The 16,009-nt window shown below is 68.6% G+C and carries 21 protein-coding genes; 6 read left to right on the top strand and 15 right to left on the bottom strand.

Translation table 11 applies throughout. The annotated features are described in order from the left end of the window. Positions 1–16: 16 nt before the first annotated feature. On the bottom strand, positions 17–1,039 hold the full coding sequence (locus C8N44_RS10530; protein WP_107976228.1) for an alpha/beta hydrolase: 1,023 nt from the start codon (positions 1,037–1,039) through the stop codon (positions 17–19). Positions 1,040–1,210: 171 nt separating this feature from the next. On the opposite strand from C8N44_RS10530, the gene C8N44_RS10525 reads away from it, so the two are divergent. After that, positions 1,211–1,513: an FtsB family cell division protein gene (locus tag C8N44_RS10525; protein WP_107976226.1), complete on the top strand. Its 303-nt coding sequence runs from the start codon at positions 1,211–1,213 to the stop codon at positions 1,511–1,513. Between the two features lie 2 nt (positions 1,514–1,515). Here the strand turns inward: C8N44_RS10525 and C8N44_RS23365 are convergent, their stop codons facing one another. Next, positions 1,516–1,653 (bottom strand): hypothetical protein, encoded by a 138-nt coding sequence (locus C8N44_RS23365; RefSeq protein WP_158274037.1) that lies wholly within the window; start codon positions 1,651–1,653, stop codon positions 1,516–1,518. Positions 1,654–1,874: 221 nt separating this feature from the next. On the opposite strand from C8N44_RS23365, the gene pdhA reads away from it, so the two are divergent. From pdhA to C8N44_RS10505, 4 genes are read left to right on the top strand one after another with little or no spacing between them, the layout of a single operon-like run. Then, positions 1,875–2,882, top strand: a complete 1,008-nt coding sequence (pdhA, locus tag C8N44_RS10520) for a pyruvate dehydrogenase (acetyl-transferring) E1 component subunit alpha (protein ID WP_107976224.1) — start codon at positions 1,875–1,877, stop codon at positions 2,880–2,882. 4 nt (positions 2,883–2,886) lie between these two features. Then, complete coding sequence (locus tag C8N44_RS10515) at positions 2,887–4,242, top strand: pyruvate dehydrogenase complex E1 component subunit beta (RefSeq protein ID WP_107976222.1); 1,356 nt, start codon at positions 2,887–2,889, stop codon at positions 4,240–4,242. A gap of 5 nt (positions 4,243–4,247) precedes the next feature. Beyond that, entirely contained in the window at positions 4,248–4,502 is a 255-nt protein-coding gene (locus C8N44_RS10510) for a hypothetical protein (RefSeq protein ID WP_107976220.1), read from the top strand. 20 nt (positions 4,503–4,522) lie between these two features. Further along, positions 4,523–5,650, top strand: coding sequence for a dihydrolipoamide acetyltransferase family protein (locus tag C8N44_RS10505; protein WP_107976218.1), 1,128 nt, complete (start codon positions 4,523–4,525; stop codon positions 5,648–5,650). A 13-nt stretch (positions 5,651–5,663) separates the two neighbouring features. Here the strand turns inward: C8N44_RS10505 and cysE are convergent, their stop codons facing one another. After that, positions 5,664–6,473, bottom strand: coding sequence for a serine O-acetyltransferase (gene cysE / locus C8N44_RS10500; RefSeq protein ID WP_107976216.1), 810 nt, complete (start codon positions 6,471–6,473; stop codon positions 5,664–5,666). A 75-nt stretch (positions 6,474–6,548) separates the two neighbouring features. Here cysE and C8N44_RS10495 point away from each other — a divergent pair, with 75 nt between their 5' ends. Further along, on the top strand, positions 6,549–6,893 hold the full coding sequence (locus C8N44_RS10495; protein WP_308421227.1) for a TraR/DksA family transcriptional regulator: 345 nt from the start codon (positions 6,549–6,551) through the stop codon (positions 6,891–6,893). Here the strand turns inward: C8N44_RS10495 and C8N44_RS24260 are convergent. From C8N44_RS24260 to C8N44_RS10435, 12 genes are read right to left on the bottom strand one after another with little or no spacing between them, the layout of a single operon-like run. Continuing rightward, the gene (locus tag C8N44_RS24260; protein WP_444541752.1) at positions 6,803–7,171 is read right to left on the bottom strand and encodes a DUF7742 family protein; all 369 of its coding nucleotides are present in this window, start codon (positions 7,169–7,171) and stop codon (positions 6,803–6,805) included. The genes C8N44_RS10495 and C8N44_RS24260 overlap by 91 nt on opposite strands. Continuing rightward, positions 7,168–11,070 (bottom strand): baseplate multidomain protein megatron, encoded by a 3,903-nt coding sequence (locus tag C8N44_RS10485; protein ID WP_107976212.1) that lies wholly within the window; start codon positions 11,068–11,070, stop codon positions 7,168–7,170. Before C8N44_RS10485 ends, C8N44_RS24260 begins: the two co-directional genes overlap by 4 nt. Continuing rightward, positions 11,070–11,504 carry a C40 family peptidase gene (locus tag C8N44_RS10480; protein ID WP_107976210.1) on the bottom strand — a complete coding sequence of 145 codons (435 nt, stop codon included), beginning with the start codon at positions 11,502–11,504 and terminating at the stop codon, positions 11,070–11,072. The genes C8N44_RS10485 and C8N44_RS10480 overlap by 1 nt, the downstream gene beginning before the upstream one ends. Continuing rightward, positions 11,501–12,379, bottom strand: a complete 879-nt coding sequence (locus tag C8N44_RS10475; protein ID WP_107976208.1) for a DUF2163 domain-containing protein — start codon at positions 12,377–12,379, stop codon at positions 11,501–11,503. Before C8N44_RS10475 ends, C8N44_RS10480 begins: the two co-directional genes overlap by 4 nt. Then, positions 12,379–13,011, bottom strand: coding sequence for a DUF2460 domain-containing protein (locus C8N44_RS10470; protein ID WP_107976206.1), 633 nt, complete (start codon positions 13,009–13,011; stop codon positions 12,379–12,381). The genes C8N44_RS10475 and C8N44_RS10470 overlap by 1 nt, the downstream gene beginning before the upstream one ends. A gap of 10 nt (positions 13,012–13,021) precedes the next feature. Beyond that, positions 13,022–13,669 (bottom strand): phage tail tape measure protein, encoded by a 648-nt coding sequence (locus C8N44_RS10465; RefSeq protein ID WP_107976204.1) that lies wholly within the window; start codon positions 13,667–13,669, stop codon positions 13,022–13,024. Then, entirely contained in the window at positions 13,666–13,863 is a 198-nt protein-coding gene (locus C8N44_RS10460; protein ID WP_107976201.1) for a rcc01693 family protein, read from the bottom strand. Before C8N44_RS10460 ends, C8N44_RS10465 begins: the two co-directional genes overlap by 4 nt. After that, entirely contained in the window at positions 13,860–14,180 is a 321-nt protein-coding gene (locus C8N44_RS10455; protein WP_107976199.1) for a gene transfer agent family protein, read from the bottom strand. The genes C8N44_RS10460 and C8N44_RS10455 overlap by 4 nt, the downstream gene beginning before the upstream one ends. Further along, complete coding sequence (locus C8N44_RS10450; protein ID WP_107976197.1) at positions 14,180–14,593, bottom strand: phage major tail protein, TP901-1 family; 414 nt, start codon at positions 14,591–14,593, stop codon at positions 14,180–14,182. The genes C8N44_RS10455 and C8N44_RS10450 overlap by 1 nt, the downstream gene beginning before the upstream one ends. 21 nt (positions 14,594–14,614) lie before the next feature. Beyond that, the gene (locus C8N44_RS10445; protein ID WP_107976195.1) at positions 14,615–15,022 is read right to left on the bottom strand and encodes a DUF3168 domain-containing protein; all 408 of its coding nucleotides are present in this window, start codon (positions 15,020–15,022) and stop codon (positions 14,615–14,617) included. Beyond that, positions 15,019–15,357, bottom strand: a complete 339-nt coding sequence (locus tag C8N44_RS10440) for a head-tail adaptor protein (protein WP_107976194.1) — start codon at positions 15,355–15,357, stop codon at positions 15,019–15,021. Before C8N44_RS10440 ends, C8N44_RS10445 begins: the two co-directional genes overlap by 4 nt. After that, on the bottom strand, positions 15,354–15,947 hold the full coding sequence (locus C8N44_RS10435; RefSeq protein WP_107976191.1) for a head-tail connector protein: 594 nt from the start codon (positions 15,945–15,947) through the stop codon (positions 15,354–15,356). The genes C8N44_RS10440 and C8N44_RS10435 overlap by 4 nt, the downstream gene beginning before the upstream one ends. Positions 15,948–16,009 lie beyond the last annotated feature (62 nt).

Here is a 16,009-nt window from a genome sequence, read left to right as displayed (position 1 = left end):
GCGCATCTGGCGCCCGTCAGTCGATGGGCGCCATGTCGCGGATGAGGGCGATGGCGGCGGGTGCCGTGAAGGCGGTGCTGTGCCCGCCAGGCAGACCGCCCTCGCCCAAGCCCGTCAGGTCGACCACCGTGACGGGCAGCCCCGCGAGCCGGCCCGGGTCTTCGATGGATCCGAGCCGCGACGGACGGCCGACAAGCCAGGCGGCCAGTTCCAGGACCCTGTCCCGCGCGGAAACCATCAGCACGAAGGGCTGCGGAAAGGGATCGATCCGCCGCGCCTGGGCGAGGAAGACATCCTCGTCGATGTCCGGGGACAGCAGCGCCACGGCCGAGACCTGCGACAGCGTCTGCCGGTCGCCCGCGATGGAGATCTGGCGCAGCGTCTCCATCACAAGCTGGCTGCCCATGGAATGCGCCACGATCGTGACCGTCCGGTCGCCGCCGCGCGTGAGGTCTCCGAGAAGCTGTTCGAGCCCGTCACGCGCGAAGATCACGCTGTCGCGGTCGTAGACGTAGCGCCCCGGCATCCCGGCAGAGGGCCAGGAGTAGGCGATGATCGGCTGAGGTGCATCGAAGTCCTCGGCGATCTGGGCGGTGCGGTAGACGGCCCTCGCGTGCGTGGTGTTGTAGCCGGGGACGAAGAGCACGACATCCTCGCCGCCGGGTGGCTGCCGATCGTCGATCGCGGCGAGCCATGGGGCCGGGTCGCTGTAGAGTTCTGAATCCGCCACGGTGAAATGCCGTGCCGGGTCGGCTTCGGTCTTGTCAGGCCATTCGATGCGGCCCTCGCGGTGGTCCGGCGGAATGCTCACGTCGAGACGCGCGTAGTGCAGCCGTGCATCCCGCACCGCCCCGAAGCGCTGCCGCGCGAGGGGGTCGTTGCCCCTGGGTGCGGGCTGACGGTCGGTGGCCACAAAGACCGGCCGGATCGACTGTCCGGGCACGGAAAGAATGCCGGCGTACTGCAACGTGCCGCGCGGGGTACATCCGGCAAGCGCGACGAGGATGATCAGGCAGGTCAGGCGGCGCATCATGTGCATATGAATGCGCGTTCCGATATGCCGCGTCGAGATGCAGATTGCCCGGGCGCCCCTTCACGCAGCAGGATGCGAAAAGGAAGATTGCGGGATTCCCTTTCGTTTCGGACTGTGGCATCCTCGGGACGTGCACCCGCAAGAGGTGCAGGCAGAGGCAGCAGTGACCACAGCCCCATGACAAGCCGACGCAGCCGCCCCGCACTCGGGGTCCTGATCTACTTCACGCTCGCTTCCGGACTGGCGGCGTATTTCGTCTTTGCCGCGGTGCAGGGCGATTTCGGCATTTTCCGGCGCGCCGAGATCCTCGGCGAGCAACACCAGCTCGACGCGGAACTGGCGGTGCTTGAAAAGGATGTCTCCCGCTTCGAGAACCTGACCCGGCGCCTGTCGGACGAGTTCCTCGACATCGACCTGCTGGACCAGCAGGCCCGCGACGTCTTGGGCTACATCCGCTCCGACGAAATCGTGGTGCGCTGAGCCTAGTAGCGGCCAGACCCGAAGGGCGGCTCGAGGTAGTCGCCAAGCGCGTCCTCGAAAGGCTCCATGGCCTCACCGGCGGCGCTCTGGCGGTCCTGATCGTGCCGGATCAGATCCCGGATGTAGTCGCTGGCGTCCATATAACGGTGCCCACCTGGGCGTCGACCCAGGCCTTGAGTTCGTCGGTCAGCTTGGCGGTGATCTCGGCCATCGAAGCGCCCCTTTCGCATCCTGTCATCTCTAGTCGGAACGCCCCGCGCGCCTTGCAGGTTGCGCGCCACGGCTTCCCTTTACCCCTTCCCTGCCCGGCGCTACTCTCGCCTGACCGTTCAGCCTTAAACCATCTTCCCGAAGGATGACCATGGCCGCCCGCAAGACCGACGCCGGATCGGAGCCATCCGGCGAGACCCTGACGCAGCTCTACCGCGACATGCTTCTGATCCGGCGGTTCGAGGAGAAGGCCGGGCAGCTTTACGGCATGGGCCTGATCGGCGGCTACTGCCATCTCTACATCGGGCAGGAGGCCGTGGCGGTCGGGCTGGAATCCGTGGCCGAGCCCGGCGATCGTCGCATCACATCCTACCGCAGCCACGGGCTCATGCTGGCCTGCGGCATGGACCCAAAGCGGATCCTGGCCGAGATGACCGGACGCGAGGACGGCTATTCGGGCGGCAAGGGCGGCTCGATGCACATGTTCAGCAGCGAGCATCAGTTCTACGGCGGCCACGGGATCGTGGGCGCGCAGGTGCCCATCGGTGCGGGGCTGTCTTTTGCCGACCGCTATCGCGGGACCGACCGCGTCACATTCTGCTATTTCGGCGATGGCGCGGCGAGCCAGGGGCAGGTCTACGAGAGTTTCAACATGGCCGCGCGCTGGTCGCTGCCAGTGGTCTTCGTGATCGAGAACAACCAGTACGACACCACGCCGCGGAAGGTCTCGGACGTGCCGCCGCCAGATCTCTGCACGCGCGGCGAGAGCTTCGGCATTCCCGGCGAGGTGGTCGACGGGATGGACGTGCTGGCCGTGCGCAAGGCCGGTCGCAAGGCAGTGGCGCGCTGCCGCGCCGGTCGCGGTCCCAGCATCCTCGAGGCCCGAACCTACCGGTATCGCGGGCATTCCATGTCGGATCCGGCCAAGTACCGCACGCGCGAGGAAATGACTCGGGTCAAGGAAGAGCGCGATGCCATCGAACTCGTGCGTGACAGGTTGCTTGCGGGCGGCCATGCCGACGAAGAGGACCTCAAGCTGATCGACCGGGACATCAAGGCCGTCGTGAACGAGGCCGCAGAGTTCGCCCGGCAAAGCCCGGAGCCGGGACTGGACATGCTTTTGCAGGATGTCCACGCGGCCCCTTCGGCGGGAAGGTAGGGCCATGGCGACCGAGATCCTCATGCCCGCTCTCAGCCCCACCATGGAGGAGGGCACCCTCGCCCGCTGGCTGGTGAAAGAGGGCGACGAGATCGCCTCCGGCGACGTTCTGGCCGAGATCGAGACCGACAAGGCCACCATGGATTTCGAGGCCGAGGTCGAGGGGCGGCTCGGGCGTATCCTTGTGCCGGAAGGCAGCGCCAACGTGGCGGTGAACACCCCCATCGCGCTGCTGCTTGCCGAGGACGAGCCTGCCGATCTGCTGCCGGAGCCCCCTGCCCCGCGACCCGACGCGGCGCCGGCCTTGCCCGCCACGCCGAGGCAAACGCCCGAGCCGAAGGCCGCCGCTGCGACATTCCCCTGGCCCGAAGGGACACAAACCCACCGCCTGACCGTCCGCGAAGCACTGCGCGAGGCGCTGGCCGAGGAGATGCGGCGCGACGAGGATGTCTTTCTCATCGGCGAGGAAGTCGGGGACTACCAGGGCACCTACAAGATCAGCCAAGGGCTGCTCGAGGAATTCGGCCGCCGCCGCGTGGTGGACACGCCGATCACGGAACACGCGATGGCCGGGCTTGGCGTTGGCGCCGCCTTTGCGGGTCTTCGCCCCGTGGTCGAGTTCATGACGTTCAATTTCGCCATGCAGGCCGTCGACCAGATCGTGAATTCGGCGGCCAAGACGCGGTACATGTCCGGCGGCGAAATGACCTGCCCGATCGTCTTTCGCGGGCCGAACGGCGCGTCGCCCCGCGTCGCTGCCCAGCACGCGCAGGACTACGCGGCATGGTACGCGCATATCCCTGGCCTGAAGGTGGCGATGCCCTACTCGGCCTGCGACGCCAAAGGCCTGCTGAAATCCGCCATCCGCGATCCGGGACCGGTGATCTTTCTCGAAAACGAGATCCTTTACGGGCGCGCCTTCGACGTGCCGAAGCTCGAGGATCACACGGTGCCCTTTGGCGTCGCCCGGATCTGGCGCGAGGGGGAAGACGTCACATTGGTGAGCTTCGGGATCGGCATGAGCTATGCGCTTGATGCGGCGGACCGCTTGGCTGCCGATGGGATTTCCGCCGAGGTGATCGACCTGCGCAGCCTGCGTCCGCTCGACAACGAAACGGTGATGGCCTCGGTGCGCAAGACCGGTCGCTGCGTGACCGTGGAGGAGGGTTTTCCGGCGGGCTCCATCGGCCAGCAGGTCGCGACGCTGTTGATGCAGCAGGCCTTTGACTGGCTTGACGCGCCGGTGCTGACCGTCACCGGAAAGGACGTGCCGCTGCCCTACGCTGCCGCGCTGGAGCGCGCCGCGCTCGTCACCACGGACGAGGTCGTGGCCGCGGTGCGACAGGTCTGCTACCGGTAGCGGCCATGTCAGGGGATCGCGTGCAGGTGCTGGGGCGGGACGTGGCGGCAGAGGCCTACCGGATCGAGACCGCGCACGGACAGGCGCTTGTCCCCGAATACCTGATGGAGGGCATGCGTCCGGGGGAGCGGCCCAGCCACCAGGAGGCCTACGAGTGGATCGCGGCCCATCGTGGCCGGCTCACGCGGGCCGTCGCGCGGCTGGCGGCGGGCAAGGTGCCCCGCCCGCCCTACGATACGCTTACGCTTGTGAAGAGCTGAGGGCCCGAGAGGAACGCGACATGCCCTACCAGATCCTGATGCCGGCCCTGTCTCCGACTATGGAGGACGGCACGCTCGCTCGGTGGTGCGTCGGCGAGGGAGACCGGATCGCCCCCGGCGACGTGATCGCCGAGATCGAGACCGACAAGGCGACGCTCGAGTTCGAGGCCGACCGGGCCGGCACGCTCAGGCGGATCCTCATCGCGGAAGGCTCTGCCGGGGTCGCGGTCAACACGCCGATTGCCGAGCTGCACCCAGATGTCGCCCGGCGGGATCCGGTGCGTGCACGGGTCGCGGCCTCGCCCCGCGCCCGCAGCATGGCGAAGGAACGAGGGATCGATCTTGGCGCGGTAACGGGCAGCGGTCCCGCCGGCCGTATCATCGCGCGGGATCTCGAGGCGCCGGGTTTTGCCGGGAGGTTGGGCGACGAAGCGCCCGGCCAGCGGGTCTGGAGGCGCCGGGCCTCTGATGTGCCGATCGACCAGAAGCGGAAGGCCTTCGTCGCGCTCATGGCCGAGGCGAACCGCGACGTGCCGCAGTTCTGCCTTCGGCGCGAGATACTTGCCGACCGGCTGCTCGCCACCCGGGATGCGCTCAACGAGGGAACCGGCCCTGAGGGCCCGCGGCTCTCGATCACGGATTTCGTGCTGAGTGCCTGCGCGCTGGCCCTACAACAGGTGCCCGAGGCCAACGCGATCTGGCAGGGGGACCGCATCCTGCGGCTGAGTGGATCGGACCTCTCCATCGCCATCGCGACCGGGGGCGGCCTTGTCGCGCCAGTGATCCGCGATGCCGAGACCAAGCGCCTTCAGGCGCTGTCGCGCGAGCTCACCACACTCAAGACACGGGCTCGCGCAGGGCGCTTGTCATTGGTGGATCTGGCGGGTGGCAGCCTCGCCGTCTCGAACCTCGGGATGCACGGGGTGGAGTCCTTCGACGCCATCGTGACCCCGCCTCATTCGGCGATCCTCGCGGTGGGCAGTGTCCTGAGGAAACCCGTGGTCGATGACCAGAATCGTATCGTGCCGGCCAGTACGATCCAGATGTCGCTGTCTGTTGATCACAGGGTGACGGACGGCGCGCTTGGCGCGGCGCTGTTGTCGGAGATCGCAGCGGGTCTCGAAGACCCGCAGAGGCTGCTAGCCTGAACGGTCGGCGCCCTCAGGCGCCGCCGGAAATCAGGTGATCCATGCTGATCGAGGGCTGCGCGCAGCCCGCCTCGCCCACGACCCGGGCCGGAACGCCGGCCACGGTCTTGCAGGACGGAACCTCGTCCAGCACCACCGAACCTGCCGCCACGCGCGAGCAGTCGCCGACACGGATGTTGCCCAGTACCTTGGCCCCGGCCCCGATCAGCACGCCGTTGCCAATCTTGGGGTGGCGGTCTTCCTCTTCCTTGCCGGTGCCGCCGAGCGTCACCGAATGCAGCATCGACACGTTGTCGCCCACCACCGCGGTTTCGCCGATGACGATGCTGTGGGCGTGGTCGATCATGATGCCGCGTCCGATGTGGGCCGCGGGATGGATATCGACGCCGAAGACCTCGGAGCTGCGCATCTGGAAGAAGAAGGCGAGATCCTTGCGGCCCTCGCGATAAAGCCAATTGGCGACGCGGTAGGACTGCACCGCCTGGAAGCCCTTGAAGAAGAGCATGGGCTGGAGGAATCGGTGGCAGGCGGGATCGCGCTCGTAGGTGGCCACGATGTCCGCCCGCGCGGCCAACGCAAGCTCGGCATCGGCGCCATAGGCCTCGTCGCAGATCTCGCGCAGGATTTGTTCGCTCATCTCGCCGTTGGCAAGCTTCAGAGAGATCCGGTAGGCCAGCGCCCGTTCGATCGTCTGGTGGTGCAGGATCGAGTAATGCACCATGCCGCCAAGCAGGGGCTCGTCCAGCACGGCCTGCTCCGCCTCGGATATGATCCGGCCCCAGACGGGATCGAGCTGGGCAATCTTCGCGCGTGTCTCTGCCATACGGGTCACTCCTTTGACGGCGGCAGGATAGCAGATAGGGTCTGTGGGCAGAAACGCAAAACCTTGATGGATCGAATGCCGGATGATGATGAGAGAACGGCGCGTTTCCGTGACGTGATCGCCACGCGGCTGGCGGAGCTCGATGCCGAGGATGCGCTTGGCCGCGAGGGGCAGTCCACCGTCGCGCTCGATCAGCAGGCCGTGGGGCGGCTGAGCCGTCAGGATGCGCTTCTCAGTCAATCGATGGCCAAGGCCACGCAGGCGCGCAGGGATAACCAGCGCCATGCACTGCACGCGGCGCTGGACCGCCTGGCCGAGGATGAGTTCGGCTATTGCGAGGAGTGTGGCGAGGAGGTCGCGGCGCGCCGGCTCGAACTGGACCCGACAGCGCGCCGCTGCATCTCCTGCGCGTCGGGCTGAGGTGCCTTGTCTCGCAGGGTGCCGAGCATCACGCAGAGCGCATCGAGAAAACTCGGATCGCCAAGCGGCGGCGTCGGCGGCAAAGGGGCCAGTCCCGCCGCGGCCATGAGCGTGCCGTTGCCCCAGCAGCGATGCGCCCTGCCCCGCTGGGCCCGCCAGCGGTCCGCGGCAGTGGCGCGCTGCACGAGGCTCCGAGCGGCCGCATGACGTGACCCCGGTTCGAACAGTAGGAGGTAGCGCGCCGCGCAGAGCACATCACCGATGGTAAAGGGCCTCATGCGCCGACCTCGATCCGGGCGAAGGGCCCTGCCCCGTAGCTCGCCGAGATCTGCGCCACCTCCAGCGCGTAGCCGCCCGCGATGCCGTCGGCGCTGCGCTCCGCATCCGTGTAGGTGAACTCGGTCCTGTCGGTCAGCACCTCGCGCCGCACCTCGCCGCCATCAAGCACCCGGACAAGGTAGCTCTCGCGCTCCTCGCCCAGGGGGACCTCGATGCCGTCCCAGTCGTCGCCGCCGATCCGGGTCCTGCGGACCCAGCGAAAGACCGCGTCGCCGGCCTGAACGACATGGCCAAGATGCGCTGGCCGATAGGGCCTCAGGCCGTTACCAGCGAAGGTCTCGACCATATGCCGGTAGGTCGCGTCATCGTGTGGCCGCTGCGCCGGGCCGATGCGGAAGTGCCGCTCCTGCCGCCAACGGGCGCGGGCGAGGTCGATCTGCACGGGCGCCCCGTCGAGCAGGACGATGCGGGATCCGACCGGCCAGGCCGTTGGCATGACCGCGTCGGAGCCACACTGACCACGCAGGCGGTGGCTGACCTCCCATGTGTCCGGCGCCACAAGCGTGGCGTCGCGGAACTGGAATACCTCCCAAAGGCCAGTGGAGTCGTCGCCGATGGCGATCAGGTTCGCGCCGGACAGGAAGGCCGCGGCGCTCACCGATTGCAGCGCACCGCCGGGTAGCGACATACACAGCGGAGCGCCCCGGTCGACAACGCCTGCGGGCGCGGCTGGCAGCGGGGTCAATGTGGCACCGATGGTCGCACGCGTGCCGATCCGCTGGTTCAACCGGTAGTCTGCGTCCGTCGCCGCGTCGAACACCGCGACCTCGCCGGGCCAGGGCCGTGCCGTGACCGCGAGATGCGGTGCATGGGGCACCTCCTCGCCCGAGATCAAAGGGAGGTCGAGGAACTGGGCGGTCACCGGAACGGACCGGCTGACCCTCGCCAGCTCCGGAGCGGCGCGATCCTCCGGCGCCGGACGGTAGAGATCGGGATCGAGGCGCACCGCCTCGGCCAGCAGAAGCTCAGTCGCTTCAAGCCGGTCGATGCGTGCGAGGATCGGCCCCGACGATCCCGGCAGCGACACGACGTCCCCGGCGCCGATAGTCGCCTTCGAAGGCGGCAGCGCAAAGCGCAGGCTGTCGCGCGCGAGCCGCGCCTCGGACAGCCAGCGGTCCACGGTCTGCCGTCCGTCGCCACGGGTCAGAGACAGGGGAAGCTCGCTTTGCGACACGGAAGGAAGATCACCGCCCGGCAGCACGGCCTCTTCCTGCGCCACCTGGAAATCGGCGTCCGAGAGGACAAAACTCGCCCGCACCCGGCCCGCCATCTCGGCCTCGCTCGCGCGGGTTTCGATCAGGTCGGCGTCGAGATCCCCGCTCACGGCGAGATCCTGACGCGACAGGGGAATGGCCCCGCGCCCCGTGCGGCTGCGAAACACGAGCGTGCCGTCACGCTCCACCGCATCGAACCCGTGCGCCAGCATCAGCGGCTGCAGCGCCTGCCGCGCGGTTCCGGTCTCGGAAAGCGTGAAGCCACGAACGATGCCATGCAGTCCCGAAGTATCAATATCGGTCACACCTGCCCGTGCGCAGATCTCCGCAACCACAGAAGCCAGGGTGCGAGACGAGGCCCGGCCGCTGATCCAGTGGCCACGCTGGTAGTTCGGCCCGTCAGACCAGAGCGCGGTATTGCCCGGGAACCAAGGATAGGGCCGCGCGTCCCAGGCCCAGACGAAGCTGCGCGAGAGGTCCACCATCGGACCGCCGTAGTGCGGGGACACCGGATTCTGCGCGGCCTCGCCCCAATGGCGATACATGGCCCGCAGGTATTGCCGCTGGATCAGGTCGTCACGCTGCCCGCCCGAGAAATGCGGCAGCGCGGATTCCGAGGATTTCGGATCGACGAAAACGTTGGGCTGGTTCGTGCCCTTGTCGACGGCGGGGCAGCCGAGCTCCGTGAACCAGATCGGTTTGCTGCGCGGCTGCCAGTCGGTGGGCGCGACCTGCCGAACGCCGCCGATGCGGTCATGATGGGCATTCTCCCACCAGCTGCGGATGTCCTTGTAACGCCAGACCCACGGCTCGCTGTAGGCACCATCGGTGATCGGCGTGCGCTTCTGCGCGGCGCGATCGGCCTCAGACGCATAGTACCACGCGAAGCCCTCGCCCCCGGCCACGTTGGCCGCAAGGTAGTCGGCGTTGTGCACGGTCCCCCAGGCGGCGTCGGCCTGATCCTCGTCGTCGCGCCAGTCGGATAGCGGCATGTAGTTGTCGATGCCGATGAAGTCGATCGTGTCATCCGCCCAGAGGGGATCTAGGTGGAAGAACACGTCGCCCGGGGCATCGGAGGGGTGATAGCCGAAATACTCGCTCCAGTCGGCGGCATAGCCGATCTTCACGTCGGGACCGAGGATCGCCCGGCATTCGGCGGCGAGATCCCGCAGGGCCTGTACCGCCGGGAAACCAGTGGTGCCGCGCAGCGTCGTGAGGCCGCGCAGTTCGGAGCCGATGCAGAAGGCCTCCACCCCGCTCGCCTGTGCGCAAAGCGCGGCCTGGTGCAGCACGTAGCGCCGATAGCGCCACTCGTCCGGGCCGCCGTAGGTGATGCCATCGGAGGTCACGACGAAGTCGCCAGCAGAGGCCGTGCCGAAGAAATCCGCGACCTCGGCATCGACCTGCGCCGTGCCGTCGGGTGTTCCTACCTGCCCCGGGGCCAGCGATGCGGTGATCCGCCCGCGCCAGGGCAGCCGCGCCTGCTCGGTGCCGCCATATGGGTCGGGGAGAGCATTCCCCGACATCTGGTCCATCAGGATGAAGGGATAGTAGACAACCTCGAGGCCGCGGTCGCGGGCATGGCGGATCGCCTGCACCACCGAGCGGTCCGAGGGCGTGCCGCCGTAGACCGGGCGCTCGTCCTCGACCGGGACCTGCTGCGCCGTGGCGCGCGAGAGCCCCGCCACAGACCACGGCATGTCGTCGGCTTCGGCCTCCGGGCGTTCGTACTTGGGCCGGATCGTGCAGTCGCCGCAGCGCAGGTCGTCACCGAACCAGCTCACCACCAGCGAAACGGCCCCGCAGGCCGGCAGCTCGTCGCGGAGCTGGTCGAGCGAGATCTCGATGTCGGGCCTTTCGGAGGGGGAGTTCACGTTCGCTGCAAGGGTCCCGTCGCTTCCGGCCACGAAGACCTTGTCTGTCGCCAGGGCATATTCGCCGCTGCCGGGAATGAGCGCGACGCCTCGCACCGTCTGCGTCAGGTCCTCGGGATCCGCCAGTTCGGGCCGCGTCACCTCGAAGCTGAACTGCGGGACGCGGTTGCCAAAGCGCTCGAGCCTGAGATCCTCGATCACCAAGTAGGCCGTGCCGCGGTAGGCGGGCACGTTGCCGGTGCCCTCCACCGCCTCGATGCAGGGATCGGGCATCTGGTCCGCCGTGCCGCGATAGACCCGCATGTTCAGGTCGGGCACCGAGATTTCGGCCCCGTCGGCCCAGGCGCGGTTCACGCCGGCGATCTCGCCCTCGCAGAGCGCGAGGGCGAGGCTGACCGAGTAGCTGTAGCTGCGCACTTCGGGCTGGCTGGGCGCCCCCTTGCCACCGCCGCCACCGCTGGTCGAGGCGTGCTCGCGGAAGTTGCTCGCCCAGATGATGTGCCCGCCCACACGCATGCGCCCGAAGACCTGCGCCACGGGCGCGCCCTCCCCCGCACCGCTCAGGCGAAAGCGGTCGATACGGCCGGTCTCGACCGGCTCGGCCCCGCGCCCCAGAACGCGCTGGTCGATCATCCGCCCCAGCGTCGCGCCCGCGAAGCGGCCCACCGCCGTCATCGAGAGGCCAAGGACCGTGCCTCCGACGGAACTGCCAAGCGCCGCGCCAGCGGCGGAAAGCACCAGTGTTGCCATCATTCGCTCCTTTCGGGAAAGGCCAAGCGCGCCACGATTCGCCGCCGCCACGGGGCCGTCAGCGCGCTCTCGATCACGCCGTGGCCGCTGTAGGCATGGATGAAGCTGACCTCCGGGCCGACGCACGCCTGAAGCCCGAGGTGCTTGGCCACGGCGCCCGACCGCATGCGGAACAGCAGGACGTCGCCAGCGTGCTCCTGCGTGAGGGGCTTCGGCTGCAGATGCCGCAGGGCCGCGGCCCAGAGCCGCTCTTCGCCCTGCGGTTCGGACCAGTCCGGGCTGTAGGCGGGCGGCAGCTCGGGCTCAGGCCCGAGCACCTCGCGCCAGACACCGCGCAGCAGGCCGAGACAATCGCAGCCGCCGGTCTTGCACGAGGCCTGGTGGAGGTAGGGCGTGCCGATCCAGCCGCGCGCCGCGATTACATAGGCGCTCATCTCCGGCTGCCCCCGTCGCGGCGGGCGGCATGCGCGGGCGAAACCGTCATCCAGTCTTCTTCAGGAATATCTGGAAAGCCCTGAAAATTCAGAAGATTTCCGAACTTCTCGCGACAGGTCTCCACCCGCTTGTCGCATCCGGCCACCAGCCGAACCATGTCGCCCGGGGCAATCTCGGCGCGCACCGGCGTCCAGAGGTCGATCCGGCGTCCGACGGGATCGGCGAGGTCACGCTTGATGCCTTCGCTCAGACCCGCTGCCTCGCCGGTCAGCACTGTCAGGCTGCCGCGCGTAAACCAGCCCTCGGCATGCGCAGCCCCGAGCCAAAGCCTGCGGCCCTCTTCCGCCGCCTCGACCGGCCCTTCCCAGGAAAACGCGCTGTCGCTGGTATCGACACCGCAGGCGCTGTCGCCGAGCACGGCGTCGCAGACCTTCTGGTAGACGCGCCCGAACGGCCGGTTCAAAGCTTCGCTCAAGCCGCGCAGCTCGGCGTGAAAGGCGCCGCCGCCACGGCGGATCTCGCCCAGTGTGCCGCGGAAGATCACCTTGCGCGCTGCAACGTCCGCCCAGTTCACCGTCCAGGCAACGACCTCGGCCCCGTCGTAGCGTCCCGCCGCGATGTCCGTCTCGCGGATCGCTGCATCGCTCAGCGCGCCCATGGCCTCGGAATTGTCGACCGACAGCCCCGTCGAGGTTTCCAGCGCCCGCGCGGTCAATCCCGTCCCAACCCGGAATACGAGCCCGTCAAAGGCAAGGTCCGCGTCGTGATCGGTGAAGCCGAGCCGCACGCCGTCGCGCCGGGTGATCGCCCAGCAGCGCGCCACCGTCGTGCAACCGCCGGCAAGATGGGCGTGCAGATCATCCCTGCCCGCCATCAGACCCGCAGCTCCACCACCGGCACGCTGGGCACCTGTCCCGCCTGGAAGGTCGCGGCGCTGATCTCGATCCGGTCGGTGTCGAAACGCACCGGCACGTCAAAGGCGAACCCTGCGGTCACCGCAACACCCACCGCCGGGGCCGAGGCCATCGTCACGAGGCCCTCGGTTTCGTCCACCTCAAAGTCCGCGCCCTGCACCTGCAGGACGCCACCGACGGCCACCAGAACCGACCCCACGACCGGCTTGGCGATGGGACGCACATACTCCGCGCCGCCCGAGCGATAGGTTTTCGTCAGCGAGAACTCGTCCGTCGCGCCATCGCCGGTGCCGATCACCTGGTCGTCCGCGGCGGGCTCTCCCGAAGGTGCACAGGACTTGTGATCCGCCCAGTCCTTCCAGCGGAAGCCGTGCAATTGCCCGCGACGTGCCTCGAAGAAGGCGATCAGCGCCGCAAGATCGTCGAGCGACTGCAGCCCCAGTCCCGCGTCCCACCGCCTGCGCGAATGGGCCCAGGGTGTGTTTCGCTCTTCGAAACCGCTGGTCAGCGTGACGATATCGGTCCTGCGTTCCGGCCCGCCGAGCGCGCCGAAACTCAGGTTCGCGGGAAATCTCACCTCGTGAAAGCCCATGACCCTCTCCTCACCTGTTGCGCGCGCCGGCGCTCAGCGCCCGGCCCATCTGCGCGGCGATCTGGCTCTGGCTGCGGCGGAAGCCCTCGACATCGGGCGTCGAGATATTGATGACGACCTGCGCAGGCGCCGCCTGCCCCTGCATCCGCACGCCAAGTGCCCCGTCGGCTCCGCGCGACAGCGGCAGCACCGCCTCGGGGCCCGCCTCGCCCATGAGCCCGAGGCCTCGGCGCATCGGAAAGGCGGTCGGCGCCCCGACGACGCCACGCTCCCGTCCTTGCGAGAAACTGCCCCCCTTCGCGAAGGGCGTGACCGCGCCAAAGAGACTGCCGATGCCCGATGTGACCGCACCACCGATGTGGTCCGCCACGGGCCGCACGGCCGCGCGCCAGGCCGCGTTCACCATGGAATCCGCGACGCCGCGCAGCGCGTCCGACAGGCTGATCCCGTCCAGCACCAGCCCGTCGATGGCCCGCGCCACGCCGCGGCTGAGCGAGCGTTCTAGCGATCCCGCCGTGCGTGCCGTTGCACCGAACGACGAATGCACCCGCCTGAGCTCGGCATCGAACGCCGCTGCCATGCCGGCCACGCCGCCGAGCGAGGTTTCGAGCGCCGCGATCTCGTCGCCCAGCTCGCCGATATCTTCGAAATCCATCATCCCTCATCCTCCGTCCGGTCGGGATAGGCCGCCATCATCCGCTCCAGCGCACCGCGCCCCATGGCACCACCGCCCTGCGGCTGCCCCAGCATCAGCGAAAGCTCTGCCGGGGTGAGCGCCCAGAACTGCTCGGGTCGAATCCGAAGCTCCTGCAGCCCCGCGCGCAGCAGTCCCGGCCAGTCAAAGGCACTCATTCCGGTCCTGGCGTCGCGAAGGCGCGGGCAAGCAGCGTCGCTGCCGCCTGCGCCGCCGCCAGCGGCCCGCCCTCGATCTCGGCGCAGCGCAGGTCTGCCGCATCACCGCGCCAACCGCCGCCGCGCAGGCCGGCCACCACCAGTGCGAGCACATCGCGCGCGCAGTAGCGCCCGCCCTCGAAGCGTTGCACGAGATCCACCAGCGATCCTTCGCCAAGCTCGGCCTCCAGCTCGGCCAGCGCGCCGAGTGTCAGCCGCATGATCCGGCGCTTGCCATCGATGACCATCGGCACCTCGCCTCGCCAGGGGTTCGCCATCAGGCTGCCGTGAAGCTCAGGGCGCCGGCCGAGGCCAGAGACAATTCGTAGGTCGCCTCGCCGTCGTGATTGCCGGCATATTCGATGGCGGTCAGCTGGAACGGCCCCTCGACGGTGCCGAAATCGGGGATCACCACCTGGAAGTCCGGCATCTGCGCGTTGAAGAAGACCTCGCGCGCCCTTGCATCGGTCTGCGCATCCTTGAAGACCCCCGCACCGGTCAGGCTCGCCGATTTCACCCCGGCCCCGGCCAGCAGCTCGCGCCAGCCGCCCTGGCTTTCCAGAGAGGTGACATCCACCGTCTCGGCGTTGAAGGCGATGCGGCTTGCCCGCAGCCCTGCCAGCGTCTCGAACTGGCCCGCACCGCTCACGTCCATCTTGATCAGAAGATCCTTGCCGTTCTGGGCACTCATGGTCCCGTCTCCTTGCTGAAATCAGTCGTCTTCCACATGCGCGCGGAAGGTCATGTCGATGCGGCGCAGCCCGCCGCTTTCGCGCGTCGCCCGCGCTTGGCGGAACCACAGCCCCACAAGGTGGCCGCGCCCCAGCGTCATCGCCGCGCCGTTGAGCGCGTCGCTCACGGCCCCGGCGGCGGCCTTCGCGGTCTGGAACCCCGCGCTTTCGGTCACCACCGACACTGTGAAATCGTGCCTGGCGGCGGCGGTTGCCACGTCCGATGCATCGCGCACCTTCTCGGGCCCCAGCGCGACGTAAAGCGACGGCATCGGCCCCGGCGGCAGCTCGTCATAGACGGCACTCCCGACGATCTCCGTCAGCTGTGCACTGCCAAGCAGGCGCGCGTAGACGGCCTCCTGCAGGGCGGCGGAAATCCCGTAGCTCACGTGGCAACCTCCTCTTCGGCATCGCAGACGAAGTAGAGAGCCCGCGGCTCGACCTCGGTCACGCTCTCGATCAGGAAGCGCCGCGGCCCCATAGCAAAGCGCTGGCCTGCGACGGGTCGGGCCGTCGATCCGTGAACCGCCGCCCGCACGACGATCCGGAAGGCCGCGACGGAAACCGAACCGACCTCTCCGCTGGTGACGCGCCCGGTGCGCGGCTGGATCTCGGCCCAGAGCGTGCCGAGCGGCACCCAGATCTCCACGAACCCCCCGGCCCCGTCGGCCACGCGCTCCGGCGCCTCGAGGGTCAGGCGGCGATTGAGCTGCGGCACACTCATCCCGCCGCCCCCAACCGAAGCGGACGATAGCGCGCCACCAGCGAGGCCACGCCGAAGGGCATGCAGCCTTCGCCAAGCGAGGTCTCGTCGCGGTATTCGTAATAGTGCGCCGCCAGCAGCATCACCGCCTGCGCGAGGTCGGCAGGGACATCCGTGAAGGCCGCGCCGAACCCCGCGCGAAAGCGGATCTCCACCGCGCCGGCGCCGGCCACCCGCGGCAGCGCCGCGCCGCGCGGGCGCAGGCGGGGCGCATGCGCGTCGGGTTGCAGCCGGTAGAGCGCCGGATCGACCGTGGTCGCCACACCGTATCCGTCCACCAGCGTCACGTCGGTCACGCTCTCGACCGGGGCAAGCGGCAGGACCTGCGCGCAGGGATCCCGCCAGTCGTTCAGAGTCAGGACGAAACCGCGCGTGATCAGCGCCTTGGAGGTCCGGGCCTCGACCGCCGCCATGGCCGCCCGCAGGAAAGAGCCAAGCACCCCGTCCTGAACGCTTTCCTCGTCAAAGCCCGTTCCCAGCCGCAGATGCGCCTTCAGCGCATCGACCGGAAGGGCCGCCTCGGGCACTTGGCCTTCTTCCACCAACATCATGTCTCGTCTCCCGCTCGGGCGGCCATCCCGGCACGAAGGTCCGGTCCGGCCCGAAACGGGAG

The sequence above is a fragment of the Allosediminivita pacifica genome (assembly GCF_003054175.1).
GTDB classification, from domain to species: Bacteria; Pseudomonadota; Alphaproteobacteria; order Rhodobacterales; family Rhodobacteraceae; genus Allosediminivita; species Allosediminivita pacifica.
This window is presented reverse-complemented; position numbering and strand designations above follow the sequence as displayed.

What these genes read in the sequence shown, in the direction of transcription:
- C8N44_RS10530 (WP_107976228.1), bottom strand. Translation starts at nt 1,039, where the DNA reads ATGCACATGATGCGCCGCCTGACCTGCCTGATCATCCTCGTCGCGCTT.
- C8N44_RS10525 (WP_107976226.1), top strand. Translation starts at nt 1,211, where the DNA reads ATGACAAGCCGACGCAGCCGCCCCGCACTCGGGGTCCTGATCTACTTC.
- C8N44_RS23365 (WP_158274037.1), bottom strand. Translation starts at nt 1,653, where the DNA reads ATGGACGCCAGCGACTACATCCGGGATCTGATCCGGCACGATCAGGAC.
- pdhA (WP_107976224.1), top strand. Translation starts at nt 1,875, where the DNA reads ATGGCCGCCCGCAAGACCGACGCCGGATCGGAGCCATCCGGCGAGACC.
- C8N44_RS10515 (WP_107976222.1), top strand. Translation starts at nt 2,887, where the DNA reads ATGGCGACCGAGATCCTCATGCCCGCTCTCAGCCCCACCATGGAGGAG.
- C8N44_RS10510 (WP_107976220.1), top strand. Translation starts at nt 4,248, where the DNA reads ATGTCAGGGGATCGCGTGCAGGTGCTGGGGCGGGACGTGGCGGCAGAG.
- C8N44_RS10505 (WP_107976218.1), top strand. Translation starts at nt 4,523, where the DNA reads ATGCCCTACCAGATCCTGATGCCGGCCCTGTCTCCGACTATGGAGGAC.
- cysE (WP_107976216.1), bottom strand. Translation starts at nt 6,473, where the DNA reads ATGGCAGAGACACGCGCGAAGATTGCCCAGCTCGATCCCGTCTGGGGC.
- C8N44_RS10495 (WP_308421227.1), top strand. Translation starts at nt 6,549, where the DNA reads ATGCCGGATGATGATGAGAGAACGGCGCGTTTCCGTGACGTGATCGCC.
- C8N44_RS24260 (WP_444541752.1), bottom strand. Translation starts at nt 7,171, where the DNA reads ATGAGGCCCTTTACCATCGGTGATGTGCTCTGCGCGGCGCGCTACCTC.
- C8N44_RS10485 (WP_107976212.1), bottom strand. Translation starts at nt 11,070, where the DNA reads ATGGCAACACTGGTGCTTTCCGCCGCTGGCGCGGCGCTTGGCAGTTCC.
- C8N44_RS10480 (WP_107976210.1), bottom strand. Translation starts at nt 11,504, where the DNA reads ATGAGCGCCTATGTAATCGCGGCGCGCGGCTGGATCGGCACGCCCTAC.
- C8N44_RS10475 (WP_107976208.1), bottom strand. Translation starts at nt 12,379, where the DNA reads ATGGCGGGCAGGGATGATCTGCACGCCCATCTTGCCGGCGGTTGCACG.
- C8N44_RS10470 (WP_107976206.1), bottom strand. Translation starts at nt 13,011, where the DNA reads ATGGGCTTTCACGAGGTGAGATTTCCCGCGAACCTGAGTTTCGGCGCG.
- C8N44_RS10465 (WP_107976204.1), bottom strand. Translation starts at nt 13,669, where the DNA reads ATGATGGATTTCGAAGATATCGGCGAGCTGGGCGACGAGATCGCGGCG.
- C8N44_RS10460 (WP_107976201.1), bottom strand. Translation starts at nt 13,863, where the DNA reads ATGAGTGCCTTTGACTGGCCGGGACTGCTGCGCGCGGGGCTGCAGGAG.
- C8N44_RS10455 (WP_107976199.1), bottom strand. Translation starts at nt 14,180, where the DNA reads ATGGCGAACCCCTGGCGAGGCGAGGTGCCGATGGTCATCGATGGCAAG.
- C8N44_RS10450 (WP_107976197.1), bottom strand. Translation starts at nt 14,593, where the DNA reads ATGAGTGCCCAGAACGGCAAGGATCTTCTGATCAAGATGGACGTGAGC.
- C8N44_RS10440 (WP_107976194.1), bottom strand. Translation starts at nt 15,357, where the DNA reads ATGAGTGTGCCGCAGCTCAATCGCCGCCTGACCCTCGAGGCGCCGGAG.
- C8N44_RS10435 (WP_107976191.1), bottom strand. Translation starts at nt 15,947, where the DNA reads ATGATGTTGGTGGAAGAAGGCCAAGTGCCCGAGGCGGCCCTTCCGGTC.